This window comes from Natrialba swarupiae (assembly GCF_008245225.1).
GTDB lineage: Archaea > Halobacteriota > Halobacteria > Halobacteriales > Natrialbaceae > Natrarchaeobius > Natrarchaeobius swarupiae.
This window is the reverse complement of record NZ_VTAW01000008.1, coordinates 124,770-149,377: the sequence shown is the minus strand read 5'-3', so window position 1 is coordinate 149,377 and position 24,608 is coordinate 124,770. Positions and strand designations below refer to the sequence as shown.

17 protein-coding genes are annotated in these 24,608 nt (G+C 62.6%); 7 read left to right on the top strand and 10 right to left on the bottom strand.

Annotation, left to right across the window (positions count from 1 at the left end; all coding sequences use genetic code 11):
- Window positions 1-203, top strand: a 203-nt coding sequence (locus FYC77_RS20655) for a hypothetical protein (protein WP_238386849.1), incomplete at its 5' end; no start/stop codon positions are given.
- A 526-nt stretch (window positions 204-729) separates the two neighbouring features.
- Entirely contained in the window at window positions 730-2,568 is a 1,839-nt protein-coding gene (locus FYC77_RS08550) for an ATP-binding protein (protein WP_149081079.1), read from the top strand.
- A gap of 82 nt (window positions 2,569-2,650) precedes the next feature.
- Here FYC77_RS08550 and FYC77_RS08545 read toward each other — a convergent pair whose 3' ends face one another.
- Window positions 2,651-3,130, bottom strand: coding sequence for an RNA-binding protein (locus tag FYC77_RS08545; RefSeq protein WP_149081089.1), 480 nt, complete (start codon window positions 3,128-3,130; stop codon window positions 2,651-2,653).
- 153 nt (window positions 3,131-3,283) lie between these two features.
- Between FYC77_RS08545 and FYC77_RS08540 the strand changes: the two genes are divergently transcribed.
- Window positions 3,284-3,919 (top strand): TMEM175 family protein, encoded by a 636-nt coding sequence (locus tag FYC77_RS08540; protein WP_149081078.1) that lies wholly within the window; start codon window positions 3,284-3,286, stop codon window positions 3,917-3,919.
- 171 nt (window positions 3,920-4,090) lie between these two features.
- Here FYC77_RS08540 and FYC77_RS08535 read toward each other — a convergent pair whose 3' ends face one another.
- The gene (locus FYC77_RS08535; RefSeq protein ID WP_162354505.1) at window positions 4,091-7,510 is read right to left on the bottom strand and encodes a PAS domain S-box protein; all 3,420 of its coding nucleotides are present in this window, start codon (window positions 7,508-7,510) and stop codon (window positions 4,091-4,093) included.
- A gap of 296 nt (window positions 7,511-7,806) precedes the next feature.
- Complete coding sequence (locus FYC77_RS08530; protein ID WP_149081076.1) at window positions 7,807-10,116, bottom strand: PAS domain S-box protein; 2,310 nt, start codon at window positions 10,114-10,116, stop codon at window positions 7,807-7,809.
- Between the two features lie 372 nt (window positions 10,117-10,488).
- On the opposite strand from FYC77_RS08530, the gene FYC77_RS08525 reads away from it, so the two are divergent.
- The 3 genes from FYC77_RS08525 (at window position 10,489) to FYC77_RS08515 (ending at window position 12,488) form a co-directional block, all read left to right on the top strand.
- Window positions 10,489-10,773 (top strand): DUF7562 family protein, encoded by a 285-nt coding sequence (locus FYC77_RS08525; RefSeq protein ID WP_149081075.1) that lies wholly within the window; start codon window positions 10,489-10,491, stop codon window positions 10,771-10,773.
- 125 nt (window positions 10,774-10,898) lie between these two features.
- Window positions 10,899-12,197 carry an RNB domain-containing ribonuclease gene (locus FYC77_RS08520; RefSeq protein WP_149081074.1) on the top strand — a complete coding sequence of 433 codons (1,299 nt, stop codon included), beginning with the start codon at window positions 10,899-10,901 and terminating at the stop codon, window positions 12,195-12,197.
- 132 nt (window positions 12,198-12,329) lie between these two features.
- Window positions 12,330-12,488 carry a rubrerythrin-like domain-containing protein gene (locus FYC77_RS08515; RefSeq protein ID WP_149081073.1) on the top strand — a complete coding sequence of 53 codons (159 nt, stop codon included), beginning with the start codon at window positions 12,330-12,332 and terminating at the stop codon, window positions 12,486-12,488.
- Between the two features lie 109 nt (window positions 12,489-12,597).
- On the opposite strand, the gene FYC77_RS08510 is transcribed toward FYC77_RS08515, so the two are convergent.
- The 7 genes from FYC77_RS08510 to mutS all read right to left on the bottom strand — a co-directional run bounded on the left by FYC77_RS08510 (window position 12,598) and on the right by mutS (window position 23,549).
- Window positions 12,598-13,131, bottom strand: a complete 534-nt coding sequence (locus tag FYC77_RS08510) for a GNAT family N-acetyltransferase (protein ID WP_149081072.1) — start codon at window positions 13,129-13,131, stop codon at window positions 12,598-12,600.
- An 83-nt stretch (window positions 13,132-13,214) separates the two neighbouring features.
- Window positions 13,215-14,690 (bottom strand): dihydrolipoyl dehydrogenase family protein, encoded by a 1,476-nt coding sequence (locus FYC77_RS08505; protein ID WP_149081071.1) that lies wholly within the window; start codon window positions 14,688-14,690, stop codon window positions 13,215-13,217.
- A gap of 79 nt (window positions 14,691-14,769) precedes the next feature.
- Window positions 14,770-15,723, bottom strand: a complete 954-nt coding sequence (gene kdgK1 / locus FYC77_RS08500) for a bifunctional 2-dehydro-3-deoxygluconokinase/2-dehydro-3-deoxygalactonokinase (protein ID WP_149081070.1) — start codon at window positions 15,721-15,723, stop codon at window positions 14,770-14,772.
- A gap of 198 nt (window positions 15,724-15,921) precedes the next feature.
- Window positions 15,922-17,028, bottom strand: a complete 1,107-nt coding sequence (rtcA, locus tag FYC77_RS08495) for an RNA 3'-terminal phosphate cyclase (protein ID WP_149081069.1) — start codon at window positions 17,026-17,028, stop codon at window positions 15,922-15,924.
- A gap of 304 nt (window positions 17,029-17,332) precedes the next feature.
- Entirely contained in the window at window positions 17,333-19,570 is a 2,238-nt protein-coding gene (mutL, locus tag FYC77_RS08490; RefSeq protein WP_149081068.1) for a DNA mismatch repair endonuclease MutL, read from the bottom strand.
- 299 nt (window positions 19,571-19,869) lie between these two features.
- Window positions 19,870-20,760, bottom strand: a complete 891-nt coding sequence (locus FYC77_RS08485) for a dihydrodipicolinate synthase family protein (RefSeq protein ID WP_149081067.1) — start codon at window positions 20,758-20,760, stop codon at window positions 19,870-19,872.
- A gap of 137 nt (window positions 20,761-20,897) precedes the next feature.
- Complete coding sequence (mutS, locus tag FYC77_RS08480) at window positions 20,898-23,549, bottom strand: DNA mismatch repair protein MutS (protein ID WP_149081066.1); 2,652 nt, start codon at window positions 23,547-23,549, stop codon at window positions 20,898-20,900.
- A 261-nt stretch (window positions 23,550-23,810) separates the two neighbouring features.
- Between mutS and FYC77_RS08475 the strand changes: the two genes are divergently transcribed.
- Window positions 23,811-24,593 carry a universal stress protein gene (locus FYC77_RS08475; protein WP_149081065.1) on the top strand — a complete coding sequence of 261 codons (783 nt, stop codon included), beginning with the start codon at window positions 23,811-23,813 and terminating at the stop codon, window positions 24,591-24,593.
- Window positions 24,594-24,608 lie beyond the last annotated feature (15 nt).

Below are 24,608 nucleotides of genomic sequence, written 5' to 3'. Positions count from 1 at the left end.
TCTATCTCGCTGTCTGCTTGGCTAGGCTGCACACCTTCTCCAAGCAGGCACTTTCTCTAAATCGATGTGATCGACTGAGCCTAATTGAGTTGCCGATTCCGAAGCCGACGGAGGCATTCCACAAGTATACTCAGAGACTTCGTAGTGAGCTAGAAGAGGAGTTATTCTCTCTATTTGATGATGAGGCGACATATGCGGACTGAGACGCCAAGCATCGAAGATGAAGAATTCCCAAATTACGGACTGAACGAACTCGATAGGGCTGTTAAGCACATTCACTATGGATAGATTGTGAGACATGAGTGCCGAGGCCATCGATTCACGTGTACCGAGCGTGTCATAAATGACAGCTGGAATGACGGTGTTAGGTACAACGCTGGCTCTCCGCTCGTACCATGAAGACGAACAACCAACCACGCCTACAGCCGTTGATATTCTTCGGGGACTCATTCGAACTGTTCAATAACCATATCTTCGTATTCGTTGATTCAATCAGGTGACGTAGAAATAGCTACTTACGAACGTTCCTATAATACGACTTTGTTCTATAAAATCCACTATAGTCTCATATTTGTCTATCTCGTTTAGGGATTTCTATCGGCAAATTCGTTCGGATAGGGCCAGTACTTGTCCGAGTGCGGGCGGTATTACTATCGGAGGGTAATTGTTCTATTTCCGGAAGAACATCAATATGGTTTTGTATTTTGGAACCTTGTTCTGGGTACGTTGATGCCTGAGCATCCGATCCGAGTGCTCGTCATCGGTGCCGACCACTCGTCGCTGTGTCTCGGTGACGGATTCGACGTTCGGCTCGAGCCGACTGCTGAGACAGGCCGCGCCGTTCTCGCGGACGAGTCGACGCGGATCGACTGCGTCGTCACGCACCACGGTCGGGTCGACTGTCTCGAGGCGCTCGAGATGCTCCGGGAGGGGAACCCTGACGTTCCGTGTATCGTCACTCTCGAGCCGGCGGATCGTTCGATCGCAGCCGACGCGATCGAGCGGGGGGCGACAGATTACTACATCGCGAACGGATCGAGTTCGCTTCTGGCGACTCGAATTCGAACTGCCGTGGGACACCCACCCAGACGAACGCTCGAGCGACGAAACCGCCGACTCGAGACGCTCGTCGACAACCTTCCCGGCATCGTCTACCGGTGTCGGAACGAACCGGGGTGGCCGATGGAGCGCATCGAGGGCGAGTGCGAGCAGATCACCGGCTACCCTGCTGGCGCGTTCGAACGGGGAGACGTCTCGTTGGGAGATGACGTGGTTCACCCGGAGGACCGGGAACGAACCTGGGAGACGGTCCAGGACACACTCGACGCTCGAGAGCCATACGAAGTTACGTACCGCATCACCACTGCTGATGGATCCACTAGATGGGTGTGGGAACGCGGACGGGGTATCTACGACGACGGTGATCTCGCGGCGCTCGAGGGGTTCATCGCGGATATCACGGAGCGAACTGAAGGTGAACGAAAGCGCCGGCGGAACCAGCGACGCTTCGAGGCGGTCTTCGACGACCCCAAAACGATCGTCGCGTTGCTCGACCTCGATGGCACGTTGCTACAGGCGAACCAAGCGGCGATGGCGTACGTCGACGAGGATCGATCGGCAGTCGTCGGCGAACCGTTCTGGGAGACGTCCTGGTGGACCGAAAACGTCGCCGACAAGGTCGAACAGTGGGTGGAACGAGCCGCGGCCGGAGAGTACGTCGGATACGAAACGAATCTCGATCCGACGAACGGCGAAAACGAACGGATCAGTGGAACGATTCGTCCAGTCACGAACGAAGACGGCGAGCCGACCTCGCTGATCGCCTCCGCACGCAACATTACTGACCAACGCGATCGCAACCGTCGACTCGAGCAAACGCGCGACCAACTCGCCGTGCTCAACCAGGTCGTCCGCCACGATCTTCGCAACCACATGCAGGTCGTTCGAGGACAGGGACGGTTGTTGGCTGACCACGTCGACGGCGACGCTGATCAGCACCTCGAGGCGGTGTTGCTGGCCGCCGAGGAGGCGATCGATCTGACGACGACGGCACGGGAACTGACCGCGACGATGTCCGAAGACGAGACCGAGTTGAAGAGGGTTCTGGTCCACCAGACGGTAACGTCCGTCGTCGAGAGCGCCCGGTCCCGGTACGCCGGGGCCGAGATCACTGTCTACGGACTGGGGTCCGACGTGGCGATCGAGGCCAACGAGATGTTCGAATCAGTCCTCCACAACCTCGTCCAGAACGCCATCATCCACAACGACAGCGACCGGCCCAAAGTCGAGGTCTCGATCGACCGTCGGAACGACAGCGTCCTCGTCTCCGTCGCGGACGACGGTCCGGGTATCTCAGACCGTCAGAAGAGAGAGGTCTTCGGCCGTGGCAAGAAGGGCCTCGAGAGCCCGGGGACCGGAGTAGGACTCTATCTCGTCAGAACGCTCGTCGAAGGATACGGCGGTGACGTGTGGATCGAAGACAACGAGCCGAGAGGGTCCGTCTTCGTCGTTCGGCTCCCGATCGACGAGGAGTCGGTGACGTCACATTCGACAGAACGCGTCGACTGACCGTCGCAGCGCGTTCTCGATCCTCCGGTGTATCCCCAGGGTCGCGGCTGCGTCGGCACTGACGGACAGTGACCCGTCTCAGTTAGCCCGAAAAGTCATAGAGGTCGTCGCCGACGTGATGCAACGAGTCGACGACCTTTCCCTCCTCGCCGACCATCTCCGATCCGTCGACTCGAGCACGGCCGACCGCGAGGACTTTGCCGTGGGATTCCTCCGCGATGACGACCAGATCGTCCGGGGAGATGTCGTCGGTCGCCTCCGTGATCCCGGGTCGCATCACGTCCGCTCCGTCGCTGACGAACGAGATCGCACCGGCGTCGACCGTCACGACGCGATGGTCTGGTTCGTAGGCGTTCGCTCCTCGAACGGTCAGAAACGGCTCTTCGTCGAAGTACGCGACCTGTGGCTCGCCGTCGATGAGAATCACTTCCCAGTCGGTATCCTCGAACTCGACGCGCTCGTAGGCGTCACCCTCGGGCGAGACGCCGAGTTGCTCGGCCAGCGTCTCCTCGATATCGGAGACGGCGTCGCTTCGGAGGTGGTGTCGGGATTTGACCTGCATACCCTCGCTTCCCTCCGAACCCATTTAACGAATTAGATTCGTCTCGGGGAGACCGATGCGAGGGGTCGTTCTCGAGGCCGAGATCGGAGACGCTCGAGTCCGCCTCGTGAGAGTCGAGCGTGGCTATTCGTTCTCTCGGGTGGATGGCTCCGCATGATCAAGACGCTCGGCGGGAAGGGAACGGATCGGATGGAGGCGTTGAGCGACGGCTTGTTCGCCATCGTCCTCACGTTGTTGGTGTTGCAGTTCGACGTTCCGGACGTCTCCGCGGCGGAGCTTCCGGGGGCGATCGCGGATCAGGAGACGCTGTTGATCAGCTATCTCTTGAGCTTTCTCGTCGTCGGTCTCTACTGGATTATCCACCACAATCTCTTTCGATACATCGTGGGCCACGACCGCGTCTTGTTGTGGCTCAACCTCCTGTTTTTGCTCTCGATCTCGTTTCTCCCGTATCCGACGGAACTGCTCGGGCTGTACGGGACCCAGTTCGCCTGGACGTTGTACGCGGCCAACTTCGTTCTCGTCGGACTGTTGCTCACCGCGACCTGGAGCTACGCCGCCAGGGCCGGATTCACCGACGACTCGATCGACTCCCGCACCGAACGTCTGGTCGCCGTTCGGGGTCTGATCTCGCCTGCGGTGTTCGTACTTTCGATCGCCGTCGCAACGGTCTCTCTCACCACCGCGTTTTTCGTCCCGATACTGATCGCGCCGCTTCAGCGTCTGTGGGTTCGCTACTATCGCCGCGCGACCCCCTCCGAGGACGAACGAGCTGACGACCTGGGGTAGCGTCTCGCTTTCGGCTGAACGAGTATCCAACTGGCGCCGTGGAAGGGGACTCGAGACGAACTGCCACGCGACCGCTTGGCGGTCCGTCTCATACGGTTTACTGTAGATCATTTTCGGTGAGACCGCGACCCGGACAGTGGTCTCACCGGTACATCGCTACAGTAATCCGTATCAGGCGTGATCCGAATCGGTTGGAAGTTCCACGACGAACACGGCCCCCTCGGGATCGTTATCCTCGACCCACACGTTTCCGCCGTAGGTATCGACGAGTGTGTCGACCAGATAGAGGCCGAGACCCGTCCCAGGGCTGTCGAGCCCTTTTTCCCCTTTCCCGAAGATTGCTTCTTTCCGGTGGTCGGGAACGCCCGGACCGTTATCGGCGATCCGTACGCGGACGCGGCCTTCGTCGACGTGCGTAGAGACCGTCACTTCGGGTATCTCTTTATCGTTGTGGACGATGGCGTTTTGCAACAGATTTCGGAAAACCGCCTCGAGCATGTCGTCGGCGATCACCGACACGTCCGGAAGAACGCCGTCAGTTCTGACGACGGCGTCGTCGTACGTAGAACGGACGGTATCGATCCGCGATTCGAGATAGCGATCGAGGCGGACTGGCTGAAGCTGCTCTTGTTCCTGGAGCATCGTTTCGGTCAAGTCTCGCGCAGTCTCCGTTAGCTCGATGACGTCTTCTGTCGCGTGCTGTACTTCCTTCAGATGCTCCATCCCCTCCTCATCTATGTGTGACTCGAGGATTCCTATCCGCCCTTTCACCACTTGCATGTCGTTACGAACGTCGTGGCGCACCACCTGATTGAGGATCTCGAGTCGGTCGCGCTGCTCGGCGAGGGCCTGTTCGTACGCGTTTCGGTCAGTGATGTCCTGAACAACCCCATCGAAGTACGTCTCCCCGTCGGCCTCCGAGACGATCGCGGTCACTGACCCGCAGAACGGATCTCCCGGGAGCGTTTCGAGTTGCATCTCTTGTTCACTGACGATCCGCTCGTTCTCGAGTCGCTCCGAAAACTCCGCACGTTCGTCTGGATCGGTATACAGCTCCTTGACCGGTTGATCGAGTAGGTGTTGTTCCGAGTCGGCATCGAACATCTCGACCATCGCAGGGTTCACTTCGACGAACTGTCCGTCGTCCCCGGGGGTGTTTCGATAAATCCCGACGGGGACGTTCTCGACGAGTTCTTTGTACCGTTCTAGTTCCTGCTCGTACTCGACGTGAACTGTTCGATCACGTCCGATTCCGGCCATCACGGGGTCACCGTCTGGATTCTCGAAAACGTTGGCGATGAACTCGTACGGAATCGCTTCGCCGTCGGTGGTAACGAACTCCAGTTCGACCCGGGTACGGCCGGTTTCGAAGCCCTCTTCGATAGCTTCGGCTGCCCTTTCAGTGTCCTCACCAGCGAAGAAATCGGCGGCGTTCATCGACGCGATCGTCTCGCTGCCGTACCCCGTCACTGATCCTAACGCTCGATTCCACTGGCGTAGATCGCCGTCAGTATCGAGGACGTACACGACGTCTTCGATCGAATCGAGCAGGTCGTCGGTAAACTCCTGTTGGCGCCGAAGAGCCGTTTGCTGCTCGATCTGATCGAGGGCGACCTGCATGTTTCGGGCGAGTATTTCTGTCGCTCTCACTTCGCGATCGCTGAACTCGAGGTCCCCTCGTGCGGCACAACCCAGGAGACCGTGATCACCGAGCGGAAGGATAATTGCCGACCGGAGCGGTACGTCCGCGGCAAGGTCCTCACGCGGGATCGGGCTTCGGACGACCGTTTCCCCGTTCTCGAAGACGTCCCAGATCCAACTGTCCCGTGGGTGTGACGGGTGGTTCGCACCGGCCTCGTCGATGAGCTGTTGGTGTTCGGCCGAGTTCGCGACCAGTGCCAGTTCGCTCTCGTCGTCGGTTGGATACCACACCGACGGCAACGAGAATCCGAAGAGGTCGCTTGCAGTCTCGACTGCGATTTCGGCGACTTCCTCTTTCGAGTCTGCATCGATGAACTGTCGAGTCGAGTCGTGGAGGGCCGACAGTTGTTGTTCGTGTTCCTTGCGCTCGGTGATGTTCCGACTGCTCAGCAAAATCCCGCCGATATCGGGATCGTCGAGGAGATCGCGCACCGACGATTCGATCCAGCAATACCCACCCTCCGCACACTCGAACCGGAATTCGAGAACCATCTCTTCGTCCGACGCCTCCACGAGCCACTCGATGTCTGCGATACTCGAGTCACGGTCGTCAGGGTGGACGTACTCGAATCCGTTCTCCCCGACGAGGTCGGTAGGCTCGTATCCAAGAATCCGTTCGATCGCCGGACTCACGTATTCGATCGTCCCATCGGTATCGATCAGCGTGAGAATGTCGTCACTGCTCTCGACGAACGTTTTGTGACGCTCGAGCTCGCGCTCACGCTCCTTGCGTTCGGTGATATCACGGGCGGTCGCGATGAATCGTGTCTCTCCGGCGAGTTCGATGTCGTTTACCCACACTTCCGTGGGATAGGTGGAGCCATCCTTTCGACGGTGAGTACCCTCGATGGAGAGTGGGTCCCTCCCAGGCGGCGACCCCCATGCTTCGAGGAGGTCATCACGGTCGATACCGACTTCGATGTCACTTACGTTCATCGACAGCAGTTCGTCTTCGGTGTAACCGAGAGCTTCGACTACTGCCCGATTGACGTCGGTGATCTGGCCGTCGGTGTCGTGAATGAGGATCCCGTCCGGCGCCCGTTCGAACAGGCTCTGAAACCGACGCTTGCTACGTTCGAGGGCGGCTTCGTACTGATCGCGTTCGAGTTCGTAGCCGATCAGTTGTGCGAGTGCGTTGACGGTCGCTTGCTGTGTCTCACCGACGAGCGTCTCCCGTGGCTGCTCGTCCGCGAAACAGATCGTCCCGGCGACCTCGTCGCCGACCGTAATCCGAGCCCCGACGTAGCAGCGTAAGCCGAACCGTTCGAACGCTGGATCGTCTCCCCACCCCTCTTCGCGGGCGTCCTCGAGAACGAACGGTTCGTCGCTCTCGATCGTCTTTCGACAGTAGGTCTGGCCAAGCGGATCGGTCGCGCCAGGTTGAAGTAGGTCGTGATCGCCGGTCACAGCGACGATCTCCTGGGTCCCCGAGTCGATGCGAGTGACGTATCCGATCGGATACTCCAGTCGTTCCGCGGCGATCTCGAGAACGTCGCCGATCTTTGCTTCGGCCGAGCGGTCGAGATCTGTCGTCGCATCTTGTACCGCCGTGAGCGTGGCCGCGGCGTTTGCGACCTGCTCGTGGACGTCGCTGACTTCGGAGTGTTCCTGATTCGCGGCGACGATAGTCCGGATCCGCTGAACGACGAGATCTCCGTGTTCTTCGAGATCTCTCGCACGGACGTAGTCGGTTTTCCCTGTCGTCACAACCTCTCGTGCGACGGATTCGTCGCCCGGCCCGATCCGAACCACGAACGGGAGGTCCGGGAACTGTTCGTTCAGTTCCACGATCGCGGCGTGGTCGTCCCTAGCAGCGAGAGTGGCCGTGACGAGAACGCAGTCGTAGTCGCCGGTTTCCAGTGGCTCAACCGCATCGTCACTGGGTGCCACCGGACGATGTCGAATGCCCGCTCTCGAAAACGCTGTCTCTGTCGCCGAGGGCACGGCGTCACCGACGACTAATAGCTGGAGATCACTCGATGTAGTCATCCATATGGCTTCAGGAGAGCCCGTCGAACGCACATAAGCGTTTTGACCATCTCGCCTTCCAACCGGATCGAACGGAAGCAGGGTGAACGTCCTCGAGCTTATTCGTGAGCTGATACGGTTTACTGTCAGTCATCGCCGCCGCGTCCGGAACTCGTTCTCCGGGAGCGACGGGTCACAGGGACAGCAATCCGTATGAGTCAGCCCGATGTCGATGGCTCGAGTGTAAGCTCGATCACACTCCCGCCAGATTCACCAGTTTCGTACTCGACGCCACCGTTGGATCGCTCGAGAATCCAGTAGACGAGCCACAGACCGAGGCCGCTGCCGTGGTAGAGGGGATCCACCTTGCCCGTTCCGGTTAGTACGCATCGTTCCTCTTCTGGAATACCGGGGCCGTTGTCGGCGATCCGGAGGGTGACGGTCTCCGCCGTCCACTCGATTTCGACAGTGACCGCAGGCGTGGAACGATCGTTGTGAGCGAGTGCGTTGATGACGAGTTCTTCGATCGCGAGCTCGATCTTCGTCGTCGCTTCGACGAGACCACGGTCTGGCCCCTCGTATCCGATCCGTGCGTCGGGATACTCGGCACGTATCGATCCGAGGATCTGTTGAGTGATTTCGACGATGTCGACCTCGAGGTATTCGGGCGGTTTCGAGAGGATCTGAACGATTTCCCGTTGCTTGGCGACCGTCTCGAGGAGTTGATCGCTCCCGGCGGTGATCTGGCGGGCATTCTCGGCGAGTTCTCCGCCCGTTCTCTCTTCGATCGTTTGTGCGTAGCCACGGATAATCGACATCTCGTTGTTGAGGTTGTGCCGGAGGACGCGGTCGAGAACTCGAAGCTGGCGGATTCGCTGATTGCGGTCGGTAATGTCACGAATGAACGCAACGAACCGATCGTCGCCGTCTTCTCTGTGGAGGCGACTCACCCAGACCTCGACCGGATACGTCGAACCATCCGCACGTCGATGGCGTCCGTCGACTTCGGCTTTGTGACTCGAGCCAGGAGTCATCGCCGCCCATCGTTCTTGCAACGCTTCGTCTTCGGCTCCGGTTACGAAGTCGGAAACGTCCATCTCGAGCAGTTCCGCACGGGAGTAGCCGAGCATTTCGGCGAGCGTTTCGTTGACGTCGAGAACCGCGCCCGTGACGTCGTGAACGACGATTCCGTCCGGTGCCTGGTCGAAGAGCACCTGCAGCCGCGTTCTGTGGTCCTCTAGTTCCTGCTCACGGCGTTTGCGTTCGGTGACGTTTCGCTGGATCGCGACGAACCAATTGATCTCTCCGCTCTCGTCGGCAACAGGAGCGATCGTCTGCTCGGCGTGATAGTGTTCGCCGGATTTCGTCGCGTTGACGATTTCTTCTTCCCAGTCCTCGCCGGCCAGAATCGTCTCCCACAACGCGGCATAGTACTCGTCGTCGACTTCCCCGGACTGCAAAATTCGGGGATTCTGTCCGATGGCTTCCGACGACGTGTATCCGGTGATGTTCTCGAACGCTGGGTTGACGTACTCGATGGCCCCGTCTGTATCGGTGATAAAGATGGCGTCTGCAGCGTGTTCGACCGCCCGTTCGAGACGGTGGCGCTCCTCACGAATTTCACGCTCGTGCAGGGCGTACGCGATGGTCTCACCCAGTTCGTCGAACAACGCCCGCTCGTCCGCGTCGAACGCGTCGATCCGATCCGCGTAGACGTTCAACACACCATAAAGATCCCCCTCGTAGACGAGCGGAATTGCGGCACTGGATCTATACCCCCGCTCGAGTGCGTGATCTCGCCAGGGTTCGTAGTCCGGATCCGCGGGGATGTTCTGCATGACCTGGATTTCGTGGGTCCGGACGGCCTTCCCCGTTGGCCCGTCTGCAGTTGCGTTCTCGTCTGTGGTGATGGTGATCGCGTCGAGGTAGTTCCGTTCGATGCCAGCAGCGGCCCGTTTGGTAACTACCGCCTCGTCGGGATCGTGTTCGCCGACCCAGGCGAACCGGTACGGTTCGGATTGGCTGATGATCTCACAGACCTGCTGGTCGATATCGGTCCGTGAGGAGGCACGAACGAGTGTCTGATTGAGTTTCCGAAGGACGGAATTGATTCGTTCGTACTCGTCCGCTCGACGTTTCGTTCGATATCGTGCGACGACCTCGTCGATGCGGTCGACTAACAGTGGAAACGACTTTTGGTCGGTATCTCGCGGAAGGTGCTCGGTGATTCCGGCAGCGACTGCACTCCGGATCAGACTGGGAGCGCAGTCGGTGGTGAGTATGATACACGGGAGATCCGCGTCGGCGTTTCGAAACGCTTCGAGAAATCCACTCCGTGACCGCTCGAGGGGAGCGTCACCCACCACGATGCAGTCGTACTCCTCACCGTCGAGCGCTCTGTCACAGACAGTAACATCTTCTTCGAAGTCGACGGTGATTCGCTCGATTTCACGGTCGAAAAATGACAAAACAGCGTTCGCAGCGGCCGACCGTTCATCGACGTACAACACCTGCACCGAATCACTCATACACTGGTTCCGTTTCTCCGTTGTTCATTAAACGTGCTGATTAGGATGTCGTCGTAACACTCCGGTGATCGATTTATCCGGATTGCTGTCCCGATGTACCGCCGGACCCGCGACCCGTCTGCGGGTTCGCCGGTAACGATTTACAGCAGACCGTATGACAGGAAATCGTATGAGTGGTCGCTCGATACGAACTGTTGTCCCGATCGTTCCGAACCGATCGACCGGAGGGATGGTGACCGCTCGTAGCACGTCCGCTATAGTAACAACTCCACCGATGTATCCACTGATCGCCGATACGTCTGATGATCAGGTGTGCAATGACTTGCAGTGGCTACTATAGTCGCTAAGTACTAGCACGACTTTCGTTCAGCTATGTGGCCCTTCCGGACGTCGTCGGTCGTCTGTCTCGCGTGTGGGACCGAACTCTCCCAGTCGATGGCCCGCGAGTACGACAAGTACGGCGACCGATGGGATCGAGCGAACAAGACGTTCGAACACCTCTGTAAGGGCTGTCACTCCGACCTCTGTCCCCAGCCTCGAGGCGAACTCGAGAAGCTACTTGGCGAACTCGAGGCTGGCAACCCGAGCCAGGCGGAGTTTCTCTCACGGTACGTCGCGACGGTCGACGATCGGTACGGGCCACTCGAGGAGTCGTGAGGTGTCCTCCGATCGGGAAACCGGTCGAATCACCTGCGAGACGATCGAAAACCGGTCCGTCGGTGTCGGACCATCGCTCTCTCCATCCCGACACGACTTTCATCCCCACGTCCGTACTCCCCCTCATGAGCGACGACGCACAGGCCGACGCCGGTACGGCCGAAGGGCAGGGCCCCGTCGAGATCTCCGAGGATCTCGCGCGCCATCTCGAGAACAAGCGCGAGGAACTCTTCGAGAAGTTCGAGATTCGCGACGAGTTTCCCGACGAGGTACTCGAAGAAGCCGAGGATCGCACGCAGGACGTCCAGTCGGAGATAACCGGGGAGATCGACGAGCGCGAGGATCTCCGTGAGCTGACGACGTGGACGACCGACCCGATCGACGCCCAGGACTTCGACGACGCTCTCTCCGTCGAGGAGCGCGACGACGAGTACGTCCTCTGGGTTCACATCGCCGACGTCACCCATTACGTCCACCCCGAGTCGGCGATGTGGGCTGAGGCCGTCGAGCGCAGCAATACGGTCTATCTCCCGGGGTATACGATACACATGCTCCCGCCGGTGCTCGCGGAGTCCGTCTGCTCGCTCGTTCCCAACGAGGAGCGGTTCGCTCACACCGTCGAGATGCACTTAGACAAGGAGACGCTCACCTACGAGACGATCGACATCTACAAGTCCGTCATCGAGTCCGACGAGCGGCTCACCTACAGCCAGGCAGAAAATCGCCTCGAGGATCCCGACGCGCCGCTCCACGACGAGAATGTTCTCGTTCACGAACTCGCCGATCGGATGCACGAACAGCGTAAAGAAGACGGCTCGCTCGTGCTCAACCCCTCCCGGGATCGCGCACACACGATCATCGAGGAGTGTATGCTGAAAGCGAACAAGGCGGTCACACACACGCTGATGTGGGATCGCGGGGTCGAGGCGATGTACCGGGTCCACCCTCAGCCGAGTCCGGACGAGTGGTCAAAAGCGCTTCAGGAGATTCAGGATTTAGACGGCGTCTCGATCCCGGGCGATACGTGGGAAGATCCCCGAAAGGCGGTCAACGCGACGCTCGAGGAGGCTCCTGGCCGCCAGCTCGACAAGATCCAGTGGGCGGTGATGAAGGTGATGCCCCGGGCCCGGTATATGAACGACCCCTTCGGCGGCCACCACGCGCTGAATTTCGAAATCTACGGCCACTTCACGAGTCCAATCCGTCGACTCTCGGATTTGATCAATCACTGGATCGTCTACCAGAACGACGTCCCCGAGAACCTCGTGGAACTCTGTGATCGCGCCAGCGACAAACAAAAGGACGCCGAGCAGTGCGAACGCGAGTACAAGGGATTCCTCCAGGAGGTCGGTCTCGATCCGATGGCGGTCAACAACCGCGGAATCGAGGTCGTCGACGAGGACGAAGCCGAAAAGACGCTCTAGTCGTCTACAAACGGAGCATCTTCGGCAGACAGTTACGGCCGACGTGTCGGTTCTCTAACACCCGGTTTCCAACGTGACTCGAGGGTTGATATTCACGTGGAATTTATACACCTCGGACACGAACGTGGATGCATGCCCCACGACCAAGACATCGAAGGAGATACGTCGGATATCTCCTCCGAGTACGAATGCCTCCAGTGTGGCCGAATAGTCAGGGCCGAAACGAATCCTGGCGAGTGTAAGGAGTGTGGTAGTGGTGACTTCCAAAACCGAGCGAAGTCAGTCGAGTAGCGGTTCGTTCGACGAAACCGATCCGTTCGTCGAGTCGCATACGGCGTCGGTGTAGTTTCTCGTTGGATGGACACCGTCCTGGACGGTGGCTCTCCGTCCCCCGAGTGGCTCACAGCGGCTTTTGGTAGACGTACTCTTCGAGTCCCTCGGACAGCTCGCTCTCTCGCGTCTCGATTCGGTCGAATCCCGATGACTCGTAGAACGAGACGCCGACGTGGTTGTCCGCGAGAACAGCGAGCCGAATGCGGTCGAACCGGTCCGCCAGTTTCTCCTCGAGTGTGGCGAGTAGCCTCGATCCGATTCCGTTGCCCCACGCCTCGGGATCGACGTAGACTCGTACCAGAAATGCAACCGACGTTCCTTCGGGCCACGGAATGGCGTGTGCAAAGCCAATGCAGCCGTCCTCGAACCGCGGTATGGGGGCGTCAGCATCGCCGTCGGCGACGAGAAATACCACGTCGTCACGGCTGCTGGCGTTGGCGATCGACGACTCGAGATCACTGATCGCGTACCACTCGTCGACGATCTCGTCGATTCGTCGAGCCTCGAGTATCTCGTCGTACGCAGCGTGCCAGCTTCGTCGCGCCGTTTCGTGGATCGCATCCACGTCGTCGGCCGTCGCCTGGCGGACGTCTCGGCTCATAGAGCGGCGTACGGTTTCCACGGTCAAAAGCTCGTGCCGGAAGACGCCACCGTCGGGCGGTCGCGCGACGAGTTCAGCCTCGCTTACTTGCCACTCGTCCCCTCGAGTTCCGTAGCGGCCTCGCGGAAGAGGCCGTCGAGGATCTCGGGTGTCGTCGGGTGATAGGCCCGACGTGGAAGTTCTCGGACGTCGAGTTCCAACTCGACGGCGAGTTGCATCGTTTTCGCCATCACGTCGGCGTGGAGATGAAGGCCCTGATAGCCGAGTACGGTTCCGTCCGCGGCGTCGACGACGAGCGTCGCCAGCCCCTCCGGATGGCCTTTGGTCTCGAAGACGCCGTCCGAGGACGCCTCCCGGCCGACGACGATCGCCTCCCGCTCGGTGCCGACGATCGTTTGGGGCGTGTGGCCGACGCGGGCGAACGGGTAGACGCCGAGCCCGGCGAAGATCACGTGGTGGGGAACGTTGACGTACCGTCGACACGCCTCTCCACGGTGGTGACAGAGGATATTCTCGCCGGCCGTGAACCCCTGTTCTTTGGCCACGTGGAGTATCGGCTCCCGGCCGTTTGCGTCCCCGACGACGAACACCCGATCGTCGCTCGCCGTCTGCATCGTCGATCCCACCCATCCCGGCTCGGGCTCCAGGCGAGTCCGGTCGAGTCCCAGCCCCTCGAGATTGGCTCGCCGACCGGTAAACAGGTAGAGCTGATCGGCCTCGAGCGCGAACTCCTCGCGTTCCGTTTCGCCGTCCACATCGCCGCGTTCCGTTTCGCCGTCCGCTCCGTCGCGCTCGAGAAATAGCCTGACGCCGCCGTCGTCGGTTCGCTCGAGCCGTCGCTCGTCGACGTTCGTCAGGACGTCGATCCCGAACTGCTCGCGGTAGATTTCGAGGATGGTCTCACCGTAGCCGGTCGGAAACTCCTCGAGTGGGCGATCGTCGTGCTCGACGACGGTGAGATCGACGTCGCCGACCTCGCTCAGGTACGGCGCGAGTTCGAGTCCGACGTACCCAAAGCCCATGACGATGCCGGAGTCCGGAAACTCCGTCGCGTCGAGGACGTCCGCACTCGACTCGAAGGGGACCTCGTCGATGCCGGGTAAATCCGGCACGTCGAGGACCGAACCCGTGGCGATCACGACGTAATCGGGCTCGATCCGCCGGCCGTCGACTGCGAGAACGCGGTCGTCGACGAACGTGGCCGTCTCGTGGAGGAACTCGACGTTCTCGCGTTCGGTGAGGCCGTGGACGTGCCCGCGCCGGTGTTCGGCGAAGCCCGAAACGTGTTCGTCCTTGCGGGCAACGATCGCTTCGGGGTCGACGTCCGGCACTCCCTCGAGCCGGTCGTCGTGACGGGCCTGGTACCGGTGTTGTCCGGCCGAGAGAACGTCTTTCGATGGCATACACCCTCGGAGAATACAGAGCCCGCCGCCCGGCTCCCCGTCGTCGATCAGCGTCAACTCGAGGTCGTCTTCGATCTCGCCTTCGCGTTCGAGGAGTTCGTCGGCGGCGGCGACGCCGGCACTGCCGTACGCGCCGACGACGGCTACGTGTACCATACCTGGCGTTCGGTACGGATGTAAAAAGGCGTTCACGCTGTCGTGAGCTGGCGACGCACGAACGTGTCGAGGGTGGGGATTAGCGAGATACCTCCTCGGATCCCGACGAGACGACGGCCTCGACTTCCTCCTCGGAGACCAGTGCGACGTCGCCGGGAATCGTTCGCTTGAGCGCCGCCGTCGCCGCGGCGTACTCGAGGGCTGTCGGAACGTCGTCGCCGGCCAGCCGGCGTGCGATGAACGCGCCGGTGAACGCGTCTCCGGTGCCGATCTTCGAGACCGTGTCGGTCTCGTAGGCGTCCTGTTCGTGAACGACGCTATCGTGCCAGCCGACGGCACCTTCGGAGCCGCGAGTGACGACGACGGTCTCGAAATCGTACTGGGAGCCGAGTTTGTGTGCGAGCTGTCGCGGATCGCCTTCAAAGTCGAGCACCGTCCGTGCGTCTCGGGCGGCGATCACGAGGACGTCGATCCCCGGGAAGAACTTGGTCAGCGTCTCGTTTGCCTCCTCGGGCGACCAGAGCTTCCGCCGGTAGTTGAAGTCGAAGGCGGTCGTCGTCCCGCCCTGTCTGGCCGCCTTGAGCATGCTCGCCGTCGTATCCCGGAGCGTCGAGGAGAGCGCAGGCGTAATTCCCGTCGTGAAAAACACACGGGCGTTCTGGATCCGGTCGACGTCGAACTCTCGAGCCTCCGCGGTCGAGATGGCGGTGTCGTCCCTGTCGTAGATCACTTTGGTGCCGCGTGGCTTCCCGGCGCGTTCGATGTAGTACGTCCCCTGTCTGCCGCGGTGGCTCCAGACGACGTCCGTCTCGATGCCGTACCCCCGCAGTTCGCTGACGACGCGTTTGCCAAGCGGGGACTCCGGCACCTTCGAGAGCCACGTCGAGTCGGTGCCCAGACGCTGTGCCGCCACAGCGACGTTGCTCTCGGCACCGCCTGCGAGAACCTCGAGCTCCCGCGTGTCTTCGAGCCGTTCGCCGTTCGGCGGCGAGAGTCGAAGCATAGTCTCCCCGAACGTGACCAGGTCACTCACCGTTCGGCCCTCCCTGATCCGCGACTCGTCCGTATCGTAATCATACGTCGGTAAACGGATGGCCGAAGTATAAGTTATGTCATTGTTTGACCGTAAGATAACGGCATTCATCAATTCGATCAACGCCGTGGTTCTTCGACGATTGGGAGCGGTGACCGACACGTCGAGGCCACCGGCTCCGACGGCCCGGCGTGTTCGTCACTCTCGCGTTCGGACCGCGATACGCGGGCCCGTCCCATCACGTTCGATCGCTACCGGGACGTCGAACGCCTCGAGCAACTCACGCGAGCCCGCGACGTGGTCGGTTATCGTCGGGATGCGTATCGCACCTCCAGCGAGAGCGAGTACCATCATAAGCTGATCCGCGAGATGGCGATCGATCGGTGCGGCCTCGTCGACAAACGTGACAGCATCCGAGGCTGCTCGGGCACCGATTCGTTCCGCCGGCGTTCCGCGCTCGCCGAGAGCTGACACCCCCGCTCGCCCGGTTCCGTGATCGATCCGGATCACGATTGCCGACCCCGGTGAATCACTCGCGGCGGTCGTCTCCCGCCGCTCGAGCGGGTCGATTGGGTCCCCACCTGGGTCGATATCCGCCCCCACTCCGGCCGACGACAGGCGGTCCAGCGCCCCGTCGATCTGTCGAGAGGCGACGTCGCTGTCGGCGAGTGCGGCCGCCTCGGTCGAGTAGAGTCGAATTCCCTCGAACTGGCCGCGCTCTCTCAGATCGAGCGGCTCGAGTCGGGACGGGCCGAGAGAGAGCCTGGCTCGGCCGCCGCCAGCAGGGTAGAACCCGCGTCGGTCGACCTCACAGGCGGCGACGAGTCCGAACCGTCTGAGCAGTGGCAGTTTCACCGACCGGAGATATTCGATCGGTGGCGACCACTTTACGTCCGTTCCACCGGTTGCCGTGACCGAAAGCGGCGACTCGAGGACGGCCGCGAGCGGCAGTAACGCGTCGAACAGCAACGTCACGCTTCCCGCCGTGCCGATATCGACGCGATAGTGGCCTCCCTCGAGGTGGCTTTCTCCCGAATCGATCGGAAGCGACCCGCCGTCGCTCGAGCGTCCCGGATCGAACTCGACCGTCTCGGAGCCGAGTTCATCTCCCGACGTGTCGGCGTCGCAGACGTCGGTCATCGTCTCGAGGACGGCGAGGTGCTGGTGGCCCAGACCTGGGTCCGGCCGATCACCGCGAACGTTTTCGACGGTAATTGGGTCGCCGGTGACGACCGACAGTCCGAGTGCCGTTCGAAGGAACTGTCCGCCGGCGGACGAGCCGTCGAGCGTGCGAGCTGTCGACACGGTTGGGGGTACGCACTCGGCGTACGTACCGTTACTGACTGGCGTCGGTCGTCCGGTACCTGCTCGTCAGCTCCGGGCCGGAACGCCAGGAACATTAATGGTGTTTCACAATAAAGTGAAAAACGGTCCCGGAGATCAGGTGCTTCGGCGGGGCTTCGGGACACGTCGTTCGACAGCGCGGTCGGTGCGGCTGTGAGCGGTCAGAGGCACGCGGCCGATACCGGACCCCGTCGGTATCGGTCGATCACGACGTTCGCATCCGCTTTTTCTGGGTGGCGTTTACGAGAGTGCTGTCTCGCTCGTCCTACCCGTGTCCCGGATAGTCGCGTTCGAATCGACGGTCGATCTCGTCGCCGTCGATTCTGACGATAACCGGTCGCCCGTGTGGACAGGAGTACGGATTCTCACAGCCGTCCAGCGCCGCGAGCAGGTCGACGACCGACCCCTCCGTAAGCGACGTGTTGCCGGTTATCGACGGATAACACGCCAGATCGCCGAGGAACTCGTCTGCCAGCGCGTCGACGGTCTCCGCACCCGCCTCGCGGTCGCCCTCGACGAACGACGTCAGGACGTCACGCAGGTGTTCGGGCTCGAGCGTCTCCTCGAGCACCGCGGGGACGGTCGTCACCGCGACCGTGCGATCGCCGACTCGGTCGGCATAAAAGCCCAGCCGAGCCAGCGCGTCGCGGTACGCCGAAAACGCCTCGGCTTCGGCCGCCGTCAACTCGAGTTCGACGGGCGACGCCAGCGCCTGGGCCGGCGGGTCGTCCGCGAACGCGTTGCGGAGGCGCTCGTAGTTCACCCGTTCGTCGGCGGCGTGTTGGTCGATCAACGCGAGGCCGTCGGGAGTCTCACAGACGACGTACGTCTCCTCTAGCTGTCCGAGCACGCGAATCGGTGGCAACGAATCGTACTCCGTTGCCTCGCCCGTCGCCGGCGTCCCCCCGAGCGTTTGCTGGTCGGTCGCGACGGCGAACTTCCGGTCGGGATCGAGATTCGTTGAATCGACTGGGTCCGTTCCCGCGGTGGGATCGTCGTGAGTTTCCGGTCGTGGCTTCGTCTCCGAGTCGGTTACCCTCCCTTCTCCGCCGGTCGCGTTCATCGATTCGTCTCCCACAGTCGGTGTCGAGTCGGTGCCGCCGCTCGAGTCGCCCGCGTTCTCCCCCGATTCGGTCTCGGTACTCGACGGTGACGGCGGATCACCGGCGGGTTTCGACGCGTCGTCCGTGTCGGCGTTCGACGCCCTCGAGGCGTTCGCCTGCCGTGTCTGGGGGGACTCGCTCGAACTCGTCCTCCGGTCCGACTCGCTCGAGGTGGGCTCCGCTGACGACGATACGTTCTCCGTGCTCGCCCCACCCGACGCGTCGCTCGGCTCCTCGTCCGGATAATCCCTGTCGGCTCTCTCCGGTGTGACGCTCGTCTCCGCCGGTGCCGACCGTCCCCGCGGTGCCCGCGACCGGAGCATGCCGTGTTCGAGCAGCGCAGACTCGATCGCCGCGTCGACCTGCCTTCGTACCGCGTCGTCGTCGTCGAATCGCACCTCTCGCTTGCGCGGGTGGACGTTCACGTCGACTGCGTCGCCGGGAACCTCGAGGAAGCAGACGGCGAAGGGATACCGATCGCCGCCGAGTTGGGTCCCGTAGGCACCCATGATCCCCTCGCGGATCGCGTCGGCAGTCACGGCCCGGCCGTTGACGTACGTCGCGAGGTACTCCCGGCTCGAGCGGTTCGTCTCGGGGTGGGAGACGAGCCCCGAGAGCGACTCGAGAGGACCCGGCGGCAGGTCGTCGGCGTCGGCGTCGACGGGGATCATCGAGGAGGCGACTTCGCGACCGTAGACGGCGAGCACCGCGGCTTGCAGGTCGCCTTGGCCGGTCGTCGCGAACACCTCGCGGCCGTCGTGGATGAGCGAGACGGCCACGTCGGGGTTCGCGAGCGCGTAGCGCGTAACCACGCGATTGACGTGGGCGAACTCCGTCGCCGTCGTCTTGAGGAACTTCCGGCGAGCGGGCGTGTTGTAGAAGAGATCCTCGACCTCGACGATCGTTCCTACCGGACAGCCCGTCGGCTCGACCGAGGTTACTTCGCCCCCCTCGTAGACGAGTTCGGTCCCGACGTCGGCTTCGCCTCCCTTCCCCGTTCTCGAGCCCGACCGCGGGCGCGAGCGGATCGTCGTCCGGGAAACCGAGCCGATCGTGTGCAGGGCTTCGCCCCGAAATCCGAGGGTGGCGACGCCCGACTCGAGATCCTCGAGACCCTCGATCTTGCTCGTCGTATGCTGGCGGACCGCGGTGCGAAGGTCCGCCTCGCTCATCCCGCGGCCGTCGTCGGCGACCCTGATAAGTTCGGTACCGCCCTTCTCGACCGTCACGTCGACGCTCGAGGCGTCCGCATCCAGGCTGTTCTCGACGAGTTCCTTGACGGCGCTGGCGGGTCGCTCGACGACCTCGCCGGCGGCGATCCGTGCGACTGTGTCGTCGTCGAGGCGGTGAATGTCGGTTTCGCCATCCCCACTGCCGTCGCTTGGCGTCTCGTCGGTCATACGTCCTCGTTCCCGATCGATTTCGCCCGGCGGTTCTCGAGCGACGTCCCCCTCTCGTCGAACTGCGCTCCGTCCCCGTTCATACTGGGACAGGTTGCGCCCGAGCGTCAATAGGTGTTACGCGCAGGACGAAGCGTCGTCTCCGCGCCTGATACGGATTGCTGTACCGATGTACCGGCGGTGAGTCGAACCGCGTGAGACGAGTCTCGGTGGGGGAGTGCAGCGAGTCCACCGCTGCAACTGCGACCAGGGCAGCGGTTGCGCCGAAACTGACTTACAGTAAACCGTATGACTGGAGCTTAGATCTCGAGCAGGTCGTCGACCGCGCTCCCGATCCGCTCGGTACCGTCCTCGGGGACCTCGACCAGCGGCGGACGGACGGCGTCGGTGGGGATCGTCCCACGATGGGCGAGCGCGGCCTTCGTCGCCGGCGCGAAGCCGTACTCGCCACAGGCCACGAATAGCTCGGCAACGGCGTCCTGCAGCGTCCGCCCGCGTTCCTCGCCGGCCACCTCGTACAGTTCGGCGTACGCCGCGGGGGCGACGTTCGAGAGCGCGTTTACCCCGCCGTCGGCACCCATCCGGAGCGCCGGCACGAGCAGGGCGTCGTACCCCTGGAGGACGAGAAACTCCTCGGGCGTCCGCCGGATCGCTGCCAGGTGGTACTCGAGGTCGCCACTCGAGTCCTTCAGCCCGAGTACGTTCTCGTGGCTCGCGACCGCCGCGAGGGTCTCGGGTTCGATCCGTCCGCCGGTACAGGCGGGGATGTTGTACACCAGGAGCGGGAGCGGCGACTCGTCGGCGACGGCCTCGAAGAAGCGCCGGTTGCCCGCGGGATCGTTCGCCGTGTGGAAGTACGGCGGGACGATCACGGCACCGTCGGCTCCGAGGTCGGCCGCCTCCTCGAGATAGTCGACGGTCTCCGGGACGCTCGTCGCGGCCGCGCCGGCGAGCACCGGCACCTCGCCGTCGACGCGCTCGTGAACGACCTCGTGGACCCGGCGGCGCTCCTCGTCCGTGAGGCTCGCGAACTCGCCGGTCGTTCCGCAGGGCAACACGGCGTCTACGCCGTTTTCGAGGAGGTGGTCGACCAACTCCTCGAGGGCCGGTTCGTCGACGACGTCCGATTCCGGCTCGAAGGGAGTCACGAGTGGGACGGTGATCCCCTCGAGTGCTCCGCGAAGGCTCATAGCGGTGTGCTTTCACCGGCGAGGAGAAAACGCCTCTGGTCGCTTCGACGCCCTCTCGTGTGGTCTACCGTCCGTCGTCTCCGATGTGACTGCGACCTGTCCCAGGGCGAACCGATCCGACGGGACGGCAGTCCGTCTCACTCCTCGAGTCGCCGCTGCCACTTCTGGACCTTCGTGATCAACTCGACCGGCGGAGTCTCGTTGACGTCGATCGACTCGAGGTCCTCGAGTACGTCCTTCGCCTCGGGATCGATCGACTCGTTCGTCTCGCCTGCCTCGGGGGGCTCCCCGCCGTCGGCGTTCGCCGGCCCGCGGAACTGGCCGCTCGAGACGTCGAACACCGTCTGGACGGGCTCGCTCGAGCCGCCTTTCGCCTCGATGGCTTTCTCCTCGCGCAGCCGATCCAAGACGTCTCGAGCGCGGTCGACGACGGGGCCGGGGACGCCGGCGAGGTCGGCGACGTGGATGCCATAAGAGCGGTCGGTCGGCCCGTCGCGGACGGTCCGGAGGAAGGTGACGTCGCCGTCGCGTTCGTCCGCCGCGACGTGGACGTTCGCGACGCGAGGGAGGTTCTCCGCCAGACCGGTCAGTTCGTGGTAGTGGGTCGCAAACAGCGTCTTCGCGCCCACTTCGTTGTGGAGGTACTCGGTCGCCGCCCAGGCGATCGAGATGCCGTCGTACGTCGCGGTCCCGCGGCCGACCTCGTCTAAGATGACGAGTGACTCCTCGGTCGCCGTGTGCAGGATGTTCGAGAGCTCGCTCATCTCGACCATGAACGTGGATCGCCCCTGGGCGAGTTCGTCCAGCGCGCCGACGCGGGTGAAGATGCCGTCGACGAGACCGATCTCGGCTCGCTTCGCGGGGACGAAGCTACCGACCTGTGCGAGCAACACGATACAGGCGACCTGGCGCATGTACGTCGACTTCCCCGACATGTTGGGTCCCGTCACGACGAGAAACTGCTGGTCGTCGGTCATCCCGACGTCGTTCGGGACGAACTCCGTCGTCTGCTCGACGACCGGGTGCCGGCCCTGTTCGATCTCGAGGCGATCTCCCCGGTGTAACTCGGGTGCAACCCACCGGTTTTCCGCCGCGTGGGTTGCCAGGCTCGCGAGCGCGTCGACGGTCGCGAGCGTCCGCCCGACGTCCTGTAACAGCTCCGCCCGCGCCGCCACGTCCTCACGAAGCGCTTCGAACAGTTCGTACTCGAGGTCGCCGCGTCGCTCCTCGAGTCTGAGCATCTCCCGTTCTTTCTCCTCGAGTTCGTCGGTCGTGAACCGCTTCGAGTTCTTCAGCGTCTTGATCTCCTCGTAGTGGTCGGGGACGCCGTCGGCCGCGGACTTGCCGACCTGGACGTAGTAGCCGTCGGTCTTGTTCCGATCGACGGTGACGTGTGCGAGGCCGTACTGGCGTTTCTCGCGGTCGGCGAGCGTGTCGAACCACTCTGTGAGTTCCTCGTGGCGGTCGATCACCTCGTCCAGTTCGTCGTCGTACCCGTACTGGAAGAGCCCACCCTGGGTCACCGTCGACGGCGGCTCGGGCGCGATGGCCTCCTCGAGGCGCTCCCGGAGTTCGTCCGCCGCCGCTCCGTCGGGTCGGTCGACGACGTCGGTCAGCGGCGAGTCGGCGAGTTCGGGGTCGCTCCCGACGGTCTCGACGACCTCGGGGAGGACGGCGAGTGTCTCCCGGGCCGCGAGCAGGTCCCGCGCGTCGGCGCTGCCGTGACTCGCCTTCGAGGCGAGTCGCGCCAGGTCGTACGCGTCGCCGAGCGTCTCGCGGATCTCATCACGAGCGAGCGCCGACGACGAGAGTGCCGCGACGCTCTCCCGTCGGGTCTCGAGGACCTCGACCGATCGCCGGGGCCGCTGGAGCCACTCCTTCAGTAGGCGGGCCCCGGCGCTCGTCTCGGTGTGATCGATCGTCTCGAACAGCGAGCCGTCGCCGTCGCCGTGCATCGTTTCCGTTAGCTCGAGGTTGCGCTGGGTCGTCGCATCGAGCGTGACGTGATCGTCGCCCTGGTGGGTCTGAATGCGGGTCATCGACGCCAGGACGCCAGTTCCCGACTCCTCGACGTACGAGAGAATCGCGCCGGCGGCCGCGATTGCGGATTCGCCGACGCCGAGACGGTCGACTGTCTCGCGGCCGAACTGGTCGCGAACGGCGTGGCCGGCCCGTTTTGGCGCGAACGCTTCCGTCTCGTGGAGCGTCATGGTGGCGTCGGTGCGCTCGCGGACGGCGTCCAGCAGGTCGTCGTCGGTTCGGACGTCGGGACCCGGAAGGAGTTCGACGGGGTCGAACCGGTACAGTTCCGTCAGCGCCTCGTCGAGGTCCTCGGCGTCGGCGACGAGAAAGCGTCCCGTCGTCACGTCCGCGAACGCGAGCCCGTAGTCAGCCGCCGAGCGTCCGTTCCCGTCGGTCTCGACGATCGTCGCGAGGTACTGGGCGTCCGCCTCGGTGGTCTCGAGTAACGTTCCGGGCGTGACGACGCGGACGATCTCGCGTGCGTGTCCGTCGTCGGTCTCGTACTGGTCGGCGACCGCTACTCGATAGCCGCGTTCGACCAGCGCCTTGAGGTAGGGCGTGAGGTCGTCGACCGGCACGCCGGCCATCGGATACGACGAGCCGTGGGAGGACTTCTGGGAGACTTTCAGATCGAGTTCGTCGCTAACGAATTCAGCGTCCTCGCCGAAGAATTCGTAGAAGTCGCCACACTGCATCGCCAACAACTCCGCGTCGGTCCCCTCTTTGAGCGAGAAGAACTCCCCGACGATCCCCGTCGCCTCGGTCATGTGCGGTGACTGGCGGGCCACGCCAAAAACCCTGCGGGATCCGCGGTGGAAGTGACCGTCTCGAGCCTCCGGCGGTCTGGGCGGGCTGTCCTCACGCAATACCGACGCGACCGGGAACGGCCACGGTCGTGTCGGCACATCGTTGCCACGACGTACGAACACGGTTTTCTCGTGTCACATATCGGTAGCTGTGACACTAATCACTGCGTTCGTGCCGGTTCTATTACGGTCGCCGTCCTATCTCGTGAAACGACTCCCAGAATGGCTGCACCCCGCGACCATCGCGTCCTGATCCCGATCGACGTCCTCGGCGGCGAGTCCGTTCCCCGGACGGTCGTCGACGCGTTCGCGTCCGTTCCCGTCGTGTTGCTCGGCTACCGGGTGGTTCCCGACCAGACCGGTCCCGGCCAGGCACGTGACCAGTACGAGTCCCGCGTTCGCGACGAACTCGACGACGTCCAGCAAACGTTCGAAGACGCCGGCTGCCTCGACGTCTCCACCCGGATCGTCTTCACCCACGATCGCCTCGAGACCTTCGAGCGGGTCGCCGTCGAGACGGAGTGTGACGGCGTCCTGCTGGTCAATCCCGCACCCGTTCTCGAGTCGGTCCTCGTCGCGATCCGAAGCGACGTCAACCTCGAGTACATCGCCCAGTTACTCGGCGCACTAGTCGCCGGCACCGACCTCGATGTGACCTTCTTCCACGTCACCTCCGACGAGGGTGACCGCGACCGTGGGTCCGAACTTCTCGACGATGCCGTCGACGAACTGATCGCAGTCGGAGTCGATCGCGATCGAGTCGACACGGCGCTCAGCGTCGACGGCTCGCCGTCGCGGGAGATCCTGAACGTGGCGAGCGAGTACGACCTGCTCGTCGTCGGCGAGAGTCGCCCGTCGATTCGTCGGTTCATCTTCCGCGACCGGGCGAAAACGCTGGCCAGAAAGACCGTCGATCCCGTGCTCGTGATCCGTGGAGAGTACCTCGAGGTCGAAGATGCAGAGGAATCGGCCGCTACCGGGGACGAACACGACGACGCTCCTTGACCCGTTGCGATCGAC